Below are 15,077 nucleotides of genomic sequence, written 5' to 3' on the forward strand. Positions count from 1 at the left end.
TTCCACCAGTGACATAGTCCGTAGCCTTCGCCGCGGATTTGGTAGGGGCCCCCGCCTGTTACCGTTACCTGTAGGGCTGCTTCGTGGGCTTCTTAAAATCACGGGCAGGGCATCGGTGTATCAACAGTTGTTTGGGGATCTCGAGGTGGATTCAAGCAAAGCTGTCGGTCTTCTTGGTTGGGAACGACAGGGCGATACTTTGGATCGGCTCCGGTTAATCGGGGAAAAGGGCGCGAAATGCTGATTCGTATGCTGGATATTGTTTTTTCCGCTGCCGGGCTGGTTTTCGGATTGCCTTTGATGGTAGCTCTTTTTTTGGTTGGGCTGTTCGATACAGGCTCACCGCTTTTTGTTCAGGAGCGCGTAGGCCGCAACCGGAAACCGTTTAAGCTTGTGAAGTTCCGGACGATGAAAAAGTCCGCCGCCTCTGTAGCCACGCACTTGGCAAATGCATCAGAGATAACTCGGTTTGGTAGTTTTTTGCGGAAGACCAAGCTGGATGAATTGCCCCAGTTGTGGAATGTCCTCAAGGGCGAGATGAGCCTTGTTGGGCCGCGCCCATGCTTGTTTAATCAGGACGAACTTATCGACGCGCGTGAGCAGCGGGGTGTGTTTTTAGTAAGGCCAGGAATCACTGGCTTAGGGCAGGTCACTGACATTGATATGTCGACTCCGGAACTGCTTGCTGAAACGGACAGGAAGATGATTGAGCAGATGTCGGTTCGTTCTTACTTTCAGTACATTCTGCAGACTGTCACCGGAAAAGGTTCGGGCGATCGTGTCAGGGAGTAAAGTTCATGCTTGACGCTTTTTTGGCTTTGCCAAGGGTGTACAAAAGAATCCTGTCGGTTGCTTCCGATGTATTTGCTCTAACGTTTTCGATCTGGGCAGCCTATGCTCTAAGGCTGGAGCAGCAATATTGGCTGCCTGATGAGAAACAGGGTGTTGTCGTAGCTTTAACGGTGCTATTCACAATCGCCTTTTTTATCAAACTCGGTTTGTATCGGGCAGTTATTCGCTACCTCTCAGATAAGGCATTCATGACCATTGTGTATGGCGTGTTCGCATCCTGTCTTACTTTCATCGTTTTGGGTTACCTGTTTCAGGCCTTTGTACCACGTTCCGTGCCTGTGATTTATGGTGCATTGGCATTTGTTTTTGTCAGTGGCAGCCGTCTGGGCGTTCGCATGCTTGTGAATCTTCCCAGAGAGAGAGAAAAGGAAGCTGTAGCAATTGTCGGTGCCGGTGAAACGGCCATGCAGTTGGCATCTGCTTTGGCACAGGGAACGGAGTACCGCCCTGTTGTATTCATCACTTTCGAGAACAAGAACCACAAAACAACGGTCAACGGTTTACCTGTGGTAAGCCTGCAGCACACCGCCAAAAGTTTAAAGAAGTATGGTATCGAGAGAATTCTCCTGGCTTTGGATGCAGATTCTACGGTTGATCGAAAAGCCTTGATAAGGGAGCTCGAAGCCCTTTCCGTGCCGGTTCAGACGGTACCCTCCATGTCAGAGTTGGTTGCGGGGCGGGCGAGGATTAATGATATCCGGGATCTTGAGCTTGAAGATCTGCTGGGTCGAGACCCGGTCCGGCCTGAAGCAGAAGTTGTTGCAGCAAGTCTTCGGGGAAAATCCGTAATGGTGACGGGAGCTGGTGGCTCAATAGGTTCGGAGCTGTGTCGTCAGATTATCCGGCACCAACCGGATAAACTTGTTCTTTTTGAACAGAATGAGTACTCGCTTTATGCAATAGAACGGGAATTATTGGCGGTAAATGGAGTTGATGGTCTGGGTGTCTCCATATTGCCGATACTTGGAAGTGTGACTCATCGGCGCCGGTGCGAGGTTGTCATGAAAGCCTATGCAGTTCAGACGGTATACCATGCGGCGGCATACAAGCACGTACCACTCGTTGAGCATAACGTTATTGAGGGCGTCCAGAATAACGTCATAGGCACTTGGCATGTTGCTGAAGCCGCCATCGAAGCTGGGGTCGAAAGGTTCGTGCTGATTTCAACCGATAAAGCCGTTAGGCCGACCAACATCATGGGTGCGTCTAAGCGTTTAGCTGAGCTGGTGTTGCAAGGGTTGTCCGAGCGACAAGACTCCACGGTCTTTTCAATGGTCAGGTTTGGTAATGTGCTTGGGTCATCTGGCTCCGTTGTTCCACTGTTTCGCGACCAGATTCGAGATGGTGGGCCGGTGACGGTAACCCATCCAGATATTATTCGTTACTTTATGACTATTCCTGAGGCAAGTCAGCTGGTTTTGCAGGCGGGCAGTATGGGAACGGGTGGCGAAGTCTTCGTTCTTGATATGGGGGAGCCGGTAAGGATTGCTGATCTCGCCAGAAAAATGATCCACCTCATGGGGCTTGTGGAGAAAACGGACGATCAGCCCCACGGAGATATACAAATTATCTTCACGGGGCTCCGCCCTGGTGAAAAGCTTTTCGAAGAACTCCTTATCGGTAACAACCCGCATGGCACTGACCATCCGAGAATCATGATGGCTCGAGAAAACTCCATGCATTGGGCCGATTTGAAAAGCGCTCTTAACAAACTGGCAGATGCAAGTAAGAGATTCGATTGCGAAGAAGTGGTGGGTATTTTAAAGGAATGCCCAACCGATTATCAGCCGTTGGAAACTGAATTGGTCGACCTGATTGCGAGCGCCCCCGCTCTGGAGAAGCCCGCTGAAGCTCGAAGTAACGTTCGTAATATGCCTATCTGAGTTAAGGCGCCGTCCAAACGGAAGATTGGACTGGACTTTAGCGACAAGGACTGTTGATGATTAACCTCAAACACCATGGCGCCACCTCTGGCGTAACCGGCTCTTGCCACGAACTCACCCTTGGTCAAGGGGCCCAGAAGAGCGGCATCCTCATAGACTGCGGCCTGTTCCAGGGCCAGGACGAAGGCCGCGGCGCTTCTGCCTCTGATCTCTCCATTGATTTTCCCATCGAACATATCCGGGCCCTGGTGGTCACCCATGTGCATATTGACCACGTGGGGCGCATTCCTTATCTGCTGGCTGCAGGTTTCGAAGGGCCCATTATTTGTTCTGAGCCCTCCGCGACTATGCTGCCAGAGATTCTGGAAGATGCCCTGAAGATCGGGTTTACCCGCGACCGGCAACTTATTGAGCGGGTTCTAGGACTGATCCGTTCGCGCCTGGTGCCGGTGCCTTATGGTCAGTGGCATTCGGTGTTCGCCGAGGGTGAGTGCTCGCTGTCGGTTCGGCTGCAGAGAGCAGGGCATATTCTGGGTTCGGCCTATGTGGAATGTGATGCGCGAGTGGCGGGTGTTGCGGAGCGCATTGTGTTCAGTGGCGACCTTGGGGCGCCCCATGCCCCGTTGCTTCCGGCGCCCCAATCCCCGGAGCGGGCGGATCGATTGGTGATTGAGAGTACTTATGGGGATAAGGACCACGAGGACAGGGAAACGCGGCGTTATCGGTTGAAGGCGGTGCTGGAGCATGCCCTGGAAGATGGCGGGACGGTTTTGGTGCCGGCGTTCAGTATTGGGCGGACGCAGGAATTGCTTTATGAGATGGAGAGTCTGATCCACGAATTTGGGGATAGGGCTCTTGGTGAGGTGTCGGATTACGTGCCGCAGGGCGGCTCTAATCCGACCTACGAAGACGACTCCGAACCCGTAGGTCGGATTAGGCAGAGCCGTAATCCGACAACCCAAGACAGCCTCGCACCCGTAGGTCGGATTAGGCAAAGCCGTAATCCGACAAAGAAGCTAACGTGGAACGATCTGGAAATCGTTGTCGATTCGCCTCTGGCAGCGGAGTTCACCCGAATTTACCGCGACCTGAAACCCTACTGGGACGCAGAGGCTGCAGACTTGGTGCGCCAGGGCCGGCATCCGTTGTCGTTTGAGCAGCTTACGGTGATCAACTCCCACGAAGACCACCTGAATGCGGTGGACTACCTGGCTCGTTCCCATCGCCCCTGTGTGGTTCTGGCAGGTTCCGGCATGTGCGCCGGTGGCCGTGTGGTGAATTACCTGAAGGCGATGCTCGGGGATAAGCGGAACGATGTTCTGTTTGTTGGCTACCAGGCCGTAGGTACGCCAGGAAGAGCTATTCTTACTTATGGACCCCGCGGTGGCTGGGTGGAACTGGATGGTGAGCGCTACGATATCCGGGCTCGGATTCATCAGGTCGGAGGCTATTCGGCCCATGCAGGGCAATCGGATCTTGTGGAGTTTGTATCAGGCATCTCTGTGCCTCCTCGCGAGATTCGAATTGTCCACGGTGATTCGGGCGCCAAACTGGCGTTGAAAAGATGTTTTCAATCCCTGGCTGGTACAGACATAATTATCCCATCAGAGTAGGGCGGATCGAAACCGGGTTGTACTTCTTGGGAAAGGATTTCAAATGAAGAAAATTGCAGTTATTGGTCTTGGTTATGTGGGGCTGCCTCTTGCCGCCGCCTTTGGTGGAAAGCGTGACATTGTCGGTTTTGATATCAACAGAAAACGTATTGCCGAGCTGAAGGATGGTGTTGATTTTACCCGGGAGGTTTCCCGGGAGGAATTGGCTGCGGCCTCGGGTTTGTCTTTTACCGATAATCTTGAAGGCATTCGGGATTGCCAGATTTATATTGTGACGGTACCCACCCCCATTGATGAGTTCAAAACGCCCGATTTAACGCCTCTGGTAAAAGCCAGTGAAACCGTCGGACAGGTTCTCAAGCGGGGCGATATCGTGATTTACGAATCCACGGTATATCCCGGCGCCACGGAAGAAGTTTGTGTGCCGGTACTGGAGAAAGTTTCCGGTCTTGGGTTTAACAAGGATTTCTTTGCCGGTTACAGTCCTGAACGAATCAATCCGGGTGATAAGGAGCATCGGGTAACTAGCATCATGAAAGTGACCTCTGGCTCCACGCCGGATATTGCTGATGAAGTGGATGCACTATACGCCAGTGTTATTACTGCAGGCACCCATAAAGCCAGTTCTATTAGAGTGGCCGAGGCCGCCAAGGTGATCGAAAACACCCAGCGTGATCTGAATATTGCGCTGATGAATGAGCTTTCGATGATCTTCTCACGCCTTAAAATTGATACTCATGAAGTGCTGGCCGCAGCGGGTACTAAATGGAATTTTTTGCCGTTTAAACCCGGCTTGGTAGGTGGCCACTGTATTGGTGTGGATCCCTATTATCTGACCCACAAGGCCCAGGCCATTGGTTACCATCCGGAAATTATTCTTTCCGGTCGTCGGGTGAATGACAATATGGGCCCCTATGCAGCAGCCGAACTGGTTAAGGCAATGATTAAAGCCGGGCATACAGTGGCATCATCAAAAGTGCTGGTAATGGGGCTTACCTTTAAGGAGAACTGTCCGGATTTGCGGAACACTCGGGTGATTGATGTTATTCGTGAGCTGGAAGATTTTGGCTGTTCCGTGGATGTAACGGACTGTTGGGCAGATAATACCGAAGCCGAGCATGAATATGGTATTTCCCTGGTGGAGTCCCCGAATGCCGGAGATTATGATGCGCTGTTTCTTGCAGTGCCTCATCGTGAATATGCCGCCAAATCTGCCAAAGAGCTGCGTTCCTTTTTGAAAGACAATGGTGTTTTGTTTGATCTGAAGGGTGTTTTGCCATTGGGCGAAGCGGATCTAAGACTGTAAGTACAATTTTCGTACAGAGTTAAATTTAAAGGCCGGTCAAATTGATCGGCTTTTTTATTATTAAGGACTCGTAAATAAATAATTTTGCCAGACTACATTTATTTGATTATTATCGTGGCTGACTTTCAGTCAACTCCAATTAATTCTTTAAAACCCCTATTTGAATAAGGTTTTAATTCCATGGCCAAGATTAACGATTATTACCAGAAAAAACAGCTTATGGAAAAGCTTGCTGCAGAGCTGGAAAAGCTTGAAGAAGATCAGGCTCTGAAAGGTGAGCTGGAGTTTGAAAACAAGGTTCGTGCCTTGATGAAGGAGTATGACAAGTCACCGAAGGACGTACTGCAGATTCTTTCTGCAATTGATCCCTCAGTGTCTGGGGCAAAGGCCGATTCAACCGCTGGCAGTCGCCCGAAGCGCCCGATGAAGACCTACAAGAACCCGCACACCGGTGAAGTGGTCAAGACCCGTGGTGGCAATCACAAGACGCTGAACGAGTGGCGTCAGAAGCATGGTAAGGAAGCTGTACAGAGCTGGCAGCAGGACTGATGTCAGCTGGCCCCTCTCCTTTCAGGGAGAGGGGCTGTTAACCAACCACAACCCGGTTCCGACCACCTTCTTTTGCCGCGTACAACGCCTCGTCCGCCTTCTGCATCCACTGCATATAGTTTTCAGGCTCTTCCGTTAACTGGGCAATGCCAATGCTGATGGTATAGCGGATTGGTGCCACGCTGGTTTCCACAACGCTTTGCTCAATGCTTTCCCGTATCCGTTCGCAGATAATGCGCGCGCCTTCGGCGTCGGTCTCCGGAAGTATGATGCCGAATTCTTCACCCCCGTAGCGGCCGGCGCTGTCGGATTGTCGGATGGCGTTACGGGTGACGCTGGCGGTGTGTTTGATCACTTCATCCCCGGCCAGGTGGCCGTGGGTGTCGTTCACCGGCTTGAAGTGATCGATGTCGAACATCACCAAGCTGGTGGTATGGCCGTAGCGGCGGAAGCGTTCGAACTCGGCATCTACCAGGTTTTCCCAGGTGCCCCGGTTGAGCAGGCCGGTAAGACGGTCTGTCATGCTGAGTTTGGCCAACTGTTCGTTGGCCCGCTCCAGGGCCATTTTGCTGCTGGCAATGTCGGTAACGTCGTACACCATCAGGCACACTTTCTCGACTTCGCCATTTGTTCCAGAGAGCGGGCTGATGGTCAGGTTCTGGAACATGTATTCTTCAGTGCCGGTAATAGGCCGGGTATTGCGGAACTGGAACAGATACGGGCGTTGCTCCCACGAAGTAAAGGCTTTGGTGTTGAGCAGCGCTACAGCATCTACTTTTCGGGTCAGCCACGCCTTGGGAATATCAGGGAATGCATCGAACAATACCTTCCCCTGGATCCTGCTCGCGGTGATACCACTGTGGTTCTCCATGAATCCGTTCCAGACTTCGACTCTGAAATCCAGGTCCAGCACTACCAGGCCTACTTCCACGGATTCCAGCATGTCCATCAGCCAGTGAAAGGAGTTGGCTTCAGATTCTTCTATGGCCATGAGTCAGTCCACCAGATATTGCAGGCGATCTTCGAGAAAAGGCACTGAATCCTCGGTAAGGAGGATCAGCATGTCGCATTCGATGTCCCGGTCTTCCAGGGTGTAGCAGATTTCGATGCACAACAGCTGCTCTTCCCTGGCGCTGTGGTGTTCAAGCAATTCGGTAATTTGACGGTGCTGGCCCAGCACGGTAGGGTGGCCCAGGCCGAGTTTCAGGTCCAGCTGGTCGCCGATGCCTTTGAGAAAGGCGCCGAAGAGTATGCTGGACATGTCCATCAATACCTCCACGTTCACCGCCTCGCCCTCAAGGGTGTCGTAGTGAAGCATCTCGGCCATTTCCCGGAAGCTGGCATCTGCAAATAACAGGAATGCTTCCCCGGCGATGCCGGCGCCGGTGAACCCCTGGCACACGGCTGAATAGGTGTCGCTGTCGCTTACCGAGGAAATGGCCATGTGCAGTTCGGAGTTGGCCAGGAAAGCAACCTTGGGAATCGGTTGCTTTACGAAAACTCGCAACAGGCGAGCCAGCAGATCCGAAGACCGGCCCATGGCGACGTTGGAAATTTCCTGCAGATAGTCGTTCAGGGAAACGGAGATTTCCGGGGTAGTGCTGCCTGTGTTTTTCAGGCTGGCATCCTGCAGAGCGGAATCTTCGAGTTCTCCGGGGCGGTACACCCCGTATTCCACCAGCAGGTCAAGTACGGTGCAGGTTTCTGTAGGCTTCTTGATGAAGTCGAGGGCGCCCAGCTTTTTGACGCGTTCCCGTGCTTCGGGCTGGATATCGCCAGAAACCACGATGGTCATGACTGGTAAATCTTCCTTGCGAACCTGCTCCAGCACCTGATAGCCGTCCATCTCCGGCATGTTCAGATCCAGGAACATGAGCTCTGCCTCGTGCCGACGCAATTTCTCCAGCGCTTCCACACCGTCTTTCGCGAAGCTGACATCGCCGCGCAATCCTTCTGGCAGGGCTCGGGCCATTTGCTTTCTGGCAAGGGCAGAGTCGTCGCAGATCAGAATGCGGGTGGTCATGGATGGGGCCGTAGAGGGTTAGTCATAAGGTGCGAAAGTATACCAGCAGTCTTTGTTGTGTACACGTTTGCTACATCATTCGTAACAATCAGTAAGGTGCTGTAAGTATATTAAGCCAAAGGTTTTGTGACTGTATTCAAAGTTGGTCGAGTATTACTGAATTGTAAACGGCGATTGTGACTCTGCTCACTCTATTGGCCGATCTGCCTTGGTTATAGTGTGTCTGCGGCAAATAAAAAATAATGTAAAAGACCTGCCGCCTGTAAGCACCGGAAAAACCAAAAACAAACCGGGCTGCAGCAGAGTCGGGCGTCGGAAACTGACTCTTAACGATTACTTCAGAGACACAAAACTATGAGACAGCTGGCGTATGGATACGCTGCCGTCACCCTGTTCTGCCTAGGTATTGCGCCCGTTGCCCAGGCCGAGCTGAAGCCCATTTCAGAGGAAACAATGGGTGAGGTGACCGGGCAGGCATTTATGCAGATCGAGAACATACCGGGGGATACACACGCGTTCACGCGTATGACGCTGACCATGGATGTGGAAACCCGGATGAACGTGGATGACGTGCAAGCCGGCGAGATTGATGGCGGCGTGGACTTCGCTGCGCAGCATGTGGCGTTGGGCCATATTGCCCGTAATGACGGTGAGCAATTCAACGGCCGAACCTACAGTGCCGGAGATACCGTGCATTTCGAGGCGCTCAAACCTTACATCGAGCTGGCGGAAGATCCTGCAGAGGGGAAGCTTTCCGGCTTTCGCATGGGGTTCGGGCAGGCGAGAGGGTCGGTTTCCTCGCTGACCAGCAGTTTCAGTGGCGATATTGGCCTGAAACTCGTTAGTGGCGGCCAAGAGTACGATGCCACACTCTTTGATGAGAACACCCAGGCCACCAACTATCGCGCCAGCCACATAGGTATCAACGATCTTGCTGCCGCTCCGGCTGATTGCACCGCTGGTGCTGAGACAAATTGTGCGCCACTGACGCATTTACAGTCGATCATCGTGGGGGAAGAGGGCGTCGATGGTGTTACCGATTTCACCAGTGACTTCTTCATTGGTTTCCAGCGCGAAGGGGTGGACTGGCAGAGCCCGGACGGCGCCAATGTCATCAATGCTGGCAAAGGCGTGTTTATCAATCTGCCCACAAGCATGAAGGTGGATATGAGCCAGCTGATCAGCCAGGGTGTGGATCGGCTGCAGACCCATCGGGACGATATGGGTACCCGATTGTTTTAAATGCTAAACTCCTGCCAGTGTTTAATCCATTCGGCAGGAGCTTAGTCCCTTGATCCGCTCGTTTTACTGGCACGATTACGAAACCTTCGGCGTAGACCCGGTTCACGACAGGCCTTCCCAGTTTGCCGGCGTACGAACCGATGCGGATCTCAACATCATTGAAGACCCGCTGGTAATCTACTGCAAGCCAGCGGATGACTACCTGCCATCGCCGGAGGCTTGCCTGATTACCGGCATTACGCCTCAGAAAGCCCTGCAAGACGGTTTTCCGGAGGCCGAGTTTATCGCTCAGATCAACGAGGCCTTCAGCCAGCCCGGCACCTGTGTGGTGGGTTACAACAGCCTGCGCTTTGACGACGAAGTGACCCGTCACACTCTCTACCGCAATCTGCGCGATCCCTACGCCCGCGAATGGCAGAATGGCAATTCCCGCTGGGACATCATCGACATGGTGCGCCTGACCTATGCGCTACGCCCGGAGGGTATCAACTGGCCCCGCAAGGAAGATGGCAGTCCCAGCTTCAAACTGGAGGAACTGACGGTTGCCAACGGCATCGCTCACGAAGCGGCCCACGATGCCATGTCGGATGTTGAGGCAACCATTGCGGTGGCCAAACTGATCAAGGAGAAACAGCCAAAGCTCTTTGATTTTGTTCTGCAGAACAAGGACAAACACTCCGCCCGGGCCATGCTGGATACCGCCAGCATGAAGCCGGTGTTCCACATATCCGCCAAGTACCCGGCCAGCCGGGGTTGCTGTGCGATGGTGGCCCCGGTGGCCGATCATCCCACCAACAAGAACCTGGTGATCGTCTACGACCTGCGGGAAGACCCCACCGAGTTGATCAACGCCAGCCCTGAGCAGATTCGTGAGCGGGTGTTTACTTCCCAGGCAGAATTGGGGGAGGGCGTAAGCCGCTTTCCGCTGAAAGGTGTGCAACTAAACAAATGCCCGGTGCTGGCGCCAGCAAAAATGCTTTCCACCCTTTCCCAAGAGCGCCTCGAAGAACTGGCGCTGGACGGGGATAACTTGCGGGCCAACGTGGCCATGCTGCGAAAGGCCCCGGATCTTCCGGCCAGAATTGCCGAGGCTTTTGACCAGCCCCACGAGAGCGACCTTACAGACCCGGACGAACAGCTCTATGCAGGCGGCTTCATCAGCAAGACCGACCGCGAGAAGCTGAACTGGGTGCTGGAGCAGCCGGTGGAAACTCTCGGCGAGCAGGATGTGACCTTCGAGGATGATCGCCTGCAGGAACTGCTGTTTCGCTATCGGGCGCGGAACTATCCGGGCAGCCTGATGGGTGAGGAGCTGGAGCGATGGGAGGAGTTTCGAAGCCAGAGGCTAATGCACCCGAAGAAGGGTTGGCGGTCTTTGGAGGCCTATGCCCAGGAATTACAGCGCTTGGCGGCCGACCCGGAACTGACGCCGGAGAGGCGGCATATTCTTGAGGACTTGCATTTGTATGGGGAGTCTTTGATTCCGTACATCTGATAAGGATGTTGGCTCCGTTGGAGCCGCCATTGCGTAGTGCGCCTTCTCCTTCAAGAGAAAGCGCTTTTTTGTCGGATTACGGCTTTCGCCTAATCCGACCTACGCGATGAAGCCTGCGCATACTCCGAAACAAAGTAGGTCGGATTAGGCAGAGCCGTAATCCGACGATCCATCACCGCCGCTTCACGAAATAAACACTCAAATTCTGCCCCATCAAACTCTGCACCTCACTGCCCAGTGCCTCTGCCTGAATCTGCTTCTGAACCGGCCCGGTTGCCAGGCTGTGGCCATCCACATCCCGGGCTTTCACGAGCTTCCATTCCACCTCGTTACTGGCCATGGCCATCAACTCTTTCAGCTGGGCGGTATCCTGTGGCCGGAACCATCTGTCCCGGCAGCCGCCGAGGCTGTAGAAATCGGCGTCGGCGGTCAGTTCCTGCCAGGCGGCATCGTTGCGATTGGCAAGAACCATCCGACGGAGCTGGCGCAGCGTCTGGCGGGTGGGTTGAAGCTTGTGCTCGGCAACCAGTTTGCGAATCTGTTTGTCGCCGGACGTTTGCTCGGCAATCGCGGTGTGCATGTGCACCACAGCGCCGGAGCCGGTGGCCTGGTTAACCAGAGCCGCTAGAGACAAAGTGGTCATGGCGGGCGAGGGCAAGCGACCGACTTCAATCCAGTGCACCTGGTGGCCATCCGCCACAAAACGCTGGGCGATGGACCAGGGCCAGAACACGATGTTGTCCACGCCCATTTCGTTGGCCATACGGGTGGCTTTGGCGATGTTGGCCAGGGATTCATCCACCGCGATCACTTCCACATCGTCCAGATAGCTGGCCAGTTCCATCGCCCGCTGGCCGGACTGCGCACCGCACACCATGATGCGAAGGGTGACCGGAAGGTTTTCGGTGCCCAGCCCCAGTTCGGTAGCCATCAATGTTTTAAGGCTGCTTTCGGTGCGATAGGCCAACCGAGACCAGGACGGCCAGGCCTGGGGAGCATCGGTCTTCTCCAAACAGAGCTCTTCGGCTTTCTCATCGAAGTTCTGCTTGATGGCTTCCTCTTCGGCCCGGTCGTAATAGCTGGCGGCCAAGACTGGCTGCAATGCCAGGGGCCAGTCCACCAGGTTCCACTGGCCAAGCTGGACGGCGAAGGGCTGGTGGAAGAGAGCGCCATACATCGCGCTGATCATCAGTGAGCCGATGAGTCCGTCCTGCTCCTCACCAAGGGCGAACTGGGCCTGGATGCTGTCGTTGATGGCAGAGGCCAGTCGCTCTTCGTCGTCTTCTGCTGCCAGGGCATAACCGGTTCTGTCGGCGTATTGAGCGATGGCCAGTGTCAGTCGTTGCAGTTCGTCCCGAAGTTCAACGGTTTGTGCGACCTCGGCAATGATTGCCCGACGAAGCATTGTCACCAGTTCTTCCACGACCGGATTTGGCATCAGGGTTTTCTGGAGAGCAAGGATCAGCAGTTCATCTTCGCTGGCGGCATCCAGGAAAATCTGTGCATCCGGGTTATCCAGATCGTACTGTTGATGAATAATCGCGCCGACAAACCGACCCAATTCCTGGTGCGGCAAACCATCCCGCTGAAGCAGAGCGATAGCATCCTGGGCCAGGGCGGAATCCGCCTTATTTACTTCCAAGTGCTGGGCGCAGGTCAGCATGCCGCTGTAAACGGAATCCCATTCGGCGCCGGTTTCCAGAAGCTTGCGGTAATGCAGGTAGGCCACATCGAACTGGCCCTGCAACCGCTTGGCGTGGGCAACGCCGCAGAAAGCGGCGGCAGATTGCCGCTCGCAGTCCAGGGCTTGCAGGAAATACTGCTCTGCAAGCGCCGGCCGCTCGGTTTTCAGGGCCCAGTAACCCAGGTTGCAATACTGCTGAACCTGGCCCGGCTGATGGTCCAGGCTGGCGTTGAACAGGGTGTGTGCCTTCTCAAGCTGCCCGTCGTCCATCTCCACACGGCCAAGCAGGCCCAGCCCACCGGCATGCTCCGGCTCCAGAGCCAGCGCCTCGTTCAGATAGCTCCGGCATTCCTGCCGGGCCTTTAGCCGCTGAATATGGCTGAGGCCGTTGCTGTTAGACTCCCCATAGGCAAGATTGGCCTGCAGAAGCAGGCGGGCAACCTGGGCCTGTTGGGATTGGGATACCTGGACTTGATGCTTGGCTTGCATGGGACACCTCGTTATATTTGCCGCAATCCAGAGCGGCAAAGGTCTGCAGTTTTTTGACGGTTTGCCGTGCTTTGAGGGAGGTGTTGCGAAAGGTGTGCCAGTTTGTGCGGCGGAGGGATTAAAGCGAAAGGGGGATTGTTTTACCCAAGAAAGAAGGGCCCGGTTCTTACCGGGCCCTCTCAGGTCCTCTTCGCGCCTTTAACCTTGCAGTAACTGCAGCACCTGCTGCGGTCTTGCGTTGGCTTGGGCCAGAACGGACAGGCCAGCCTGCTGGAGAACCTGGGTTCGGGCCAGTTCGGCGGTTTCTGCAGCAAAGTCTGCATCACGAATCCGGCTTTGCGAGGCAGAGAGGTTTTCCGATGTGGTGCTAAGGTTCTGGATGGTGGATTCAAATCGGTTTTGTACGGCACCCAGTTCCGCCCGGTGGCCATTGATCGTATCAATGGCGTAATCCACTGCAATCATCGCCCGGTCTGCACCCTCACGGGTGGATATATCCAGAAAATCCGCAGACAGCGCGTCGATTTCGGTGGAGCCTTCAACACTAATGCCTATAGTCTCACCGCCGGCGCTCCCGGCAATGTCTACTTGGAATCCTTCACTGAACTGGGAGGAGAATATTATGTTGGTGTTGCTTGCGTCGAGATTTGCAGATACACCTGTTCGATTAGATTCCGCATTCATTTTGGCGACTATATCGTTTATTGAGGTTGCATCTCTCACCTCAATGCTGACGACATCGCCGGTTTCGGGATCAGTTACGTCAACATCGAACGTTATAGTATTCCCTTGCTCAAAATACTCTTTGACGGTGGTGGAGTTTGACGCCCCACTTACAGCCTGGTTGTTAAATGCGGTGCTAAATGCGGTGGAATTAAGCGTGTATCCGTCTTCCAGGCTGTTGCCAAGAGTGAACTCGGTCCCTGATCCGAACGGTTCTATAGTCAACCCATTGATGTCAGGATTATTGCGAACCTGCTCCCTGAACTGGGCAATAAAGTCATCCCGGCTGGTGGCTTCTTCAATATAGATTCGTCCGATAGGATCAGTAGTCGCGCCACTTCCCAAAGCGATCTCTATTTCCCCTGTGACGCCGCCGCTAAATATGTTTGCCGCGAAATCGAATGCAGCCGACGATGCCGGGTTTAGTGCCAGGTCAGAGAAGAGTTGGGTCTGGTCAATTACAGCGCCGATTTGGCTGCCTCTCGTATCCAACCCGCTGACACCGATTGTTTCACCCGTATTCGCACCCACCTGGAAGGTTTGTGTCCTAAAGGTGCCGTCGAGAACCTTCAGGCCGTTAAATGAGGTTTGAGAAGCGATTCGGTTGATCTCTTCCAGGCGCTGCTGGACTTCTTGATTGAGCGCCTGTCGGTCGGAATTGCTATTGGTCGCGTTTGCCGATTGAACGGCCAATTCCCGAATCCGCTGGAGGTTATTCGTAACCTCGTCCAGAGCGCCCTCAGCTGTTTGGGCCAGGGAAATGCCATCATTGGCATTGCGCTGGGCCATATTCAGGCCGGTGATCTGCGATTGGAAGCGCTCTGAGATTGCCAGACCCGCGGCGTCATCTTTCGCGGAGTTAATTCTCAGTCCCGAGGAAAGCCGCTGCAACGCAACGTTTGCGTCGCTTTGCGAAGCGTTCAGGTTTCGCTGGGCGTTCAGCGACGCGATATTGGTGTTGATGATCTGAGGCATTGTCAGTTCTCCCTGCTCAGAATTGCCGCAAGTTCCTTTAATGAGCTTGCCGGACGAAAGTCGTTAGTTTGCCGTTTCTCGATTAATGCGATGATCGTGCCAAGTTCTTTAAGTTCTTTTTAATGCAATGAATATAATAGAAATATTTATAATGGAGGTCGCTGTTTTAGAGGTGGGCGGCAAAATTCTGGCGACTGTTTAAGGAATGATCTTGCCGGCTCCGGGTTATTTTCAATGTATGAG

The 15,077-nt window shown here is 54.0% G+C and carries 11 protein-coding genes; 7 read left to right on the forward strand and 4 right to left on the reverse strand.

Going from position 1 to position 15,077, the window contains the following annotated elements; genetic code table 11:
* The first annotated feature begins 240 nt into the window (after positions 1 to 240).
* From FMN52_RS16060 to FMN52_RS16085, 5 genes are all read left to right on the forward strand, one after another.
* Entirely contained in the window at positions 241 to 792 is a 552-nt protein-coding gene (locus tag FMN52_RS16060; RefSeq protein ID WP_205424959.1) for a sugar transferase, read from the forward strand.
* Positions 793 to 797: 5 nt separating this feature from the next.
* Positions 798 to 2,735 (forward strand): nucleoside-diphosphate sugar epimerase/dehydratase, encoded by a 1,938-nt coding sequence (locus tag FMN52_RS16065; protein WP_148609572.1) that lies wholly within the window; start codon positions 798 to 800, stop codon positions 2,733 to 2,735.
* Positions 2,736 to 2,791: 56 nt separating this feature from the next.
* Complete coding sequence (locus FMN52_RS19915) at positions 2,792 to 4,348, forward strand: MBL fold metallo-hydrolase (RefSeq protein WP_205424935.1); 1,557 nt, start codon at positions 2,792 to 2,794, stop codon at positions 4,346 to 4,348.
* 43 nt (positions 4,349 to 4,391) lie between these two features.
* On the forward strand, positions 4,392 to 5,654 hold the full coding sequence (gene tviB, locus FMN52_RS16080; RefSeq protein ID WP_148609573.1) for a Vi polysaccharide biosynthesis UDP-N-acetylglucosamine C-6 dehydrogenase TviB: 1,263 nt from the start codon (positions 4,392 to 4,394) through the stop codon (positions 5,652 to 5,654).
* Between the two features lie 180 nt (positions 5,655 to 5,834).
* Positions 5,835 to 6,203: a histone-like nucleoid-structuring protein, MvaT/MvaU family gene (locus FMN52_RS16085; protein ID WP_148609574.1), complete on the forward strand. Its 369-nt coding sequence runs from the start codon at positions 5,835 to 5,837 to the stop codon at positions 6,201 to 6,203.
* A gap of 37 nt (positions 6,204 to 6,240) precedes the next feature.
* Here the strand turns inward: FMN52_RS16085 and FMN52_RS16090 are convergent, their stop codons facing one another.
* Together FMN52_RS16090 and FMN52_RS16095 are read right to left on the reverse strand one after the other, a co-directional pair.
* Positions 6,241 to 7,194, reverse strand: coding sequence for a sensor domain-containing diguanylate cyclase (locus FMN52_RS16090; RefSeq protein WP_148609575.1), 954 nt, complete (start codon positions 7,192 to 7,194; stop codon positions 6,241 to 6,243).
* 3 nt (positions 7,195 to 7,197) lie between these two features.
* Positions 7,198 to 8,226 carry a response regulator gene (locus tag FMN52_RS16095; protein WP_148609576.1) on the reverse strand — a complete coding sequence of 343 codons (1,029 nt, stop codon included), beginning with the start codon at positions 8,224 to 8,226 and terminating at the stop codon, positions 7,198 to 7,200.
* Positions 8,227 to 8,580: 354 nt separating this feature from the next.
* Here FMN52_RS16095 and FMN52_RS16100 point away from each other — a divergent pair, with 354 nt between their 5' ends.
* Complete coding sequence (locus tag FMN52_RS16100; RefSeq protein ID WP_148609577.1) at positions 8,581 to 9,468, forward strand: hypothetical protein; 888 nt, start codon at positions 8,581 to 8,583, stop codon at positions 9,466 to 9,468.
* 49 nt (positions 9,469 to 9,517) lie between these two features.
* Positions 9,518 to 10,963 (forward strand): exodeoxyribonuclease I, encoded by a 1,446-nt coding sequence (gene sbcB, locus FMN52_RS16105; protein WP_148609578.1) that lies wholly within the window; start codon positions 9,518 to 9,520, stop codon positions 10,961 to 10,963.
* A 172-nt stretch (positions 10,964 to 11,135) separates the two neighbouring features.
* On the opposite strand, the gene FMN52_RS16110 is transcribed toward sbcB, so the two are convergent.
* Together FMN52_RS16110 and FMN52_RS16115 are read right to left on the reverse strand one after the other, a co-directional pair.
* Positions 11,136 to 13,136: a hypothetical protein gene (locus FMN52_RS16110; RefSeq protein ID WP_148609579.1), complete on the reverse strand. Its 2,001-nt coding sequence runs from the start codon at positions 13,134 to 13,136 to the stop codon at positions 11,136 to 11,138.
* A gap of 198 nt (positions 13,137 to 13,334) precedes the next feature.
* Complete coding sequence (locus FMN52_RS16115; RefSeq protein ID WP_148609580.1) at positions 13,335 to 14,834, reverse strand: flagellin; 1,500 nt, start codon at positions 14,832 to 14,834, stop codon at positions 13,335 to 13,337.
* Positions 14,835 to 15,077: the final 243 nt, after the last annotated feature.

Origin of the sequence: Marinobacter sp. BW6 (assembly GCF_008107725.1) — a bacterium.
Taxonomy (GTDB): Bacteria; Pseudomonadota; Gammaproteobacteria; order Pseudomonadales; family Oleiphilaceae; genus Marinobacter.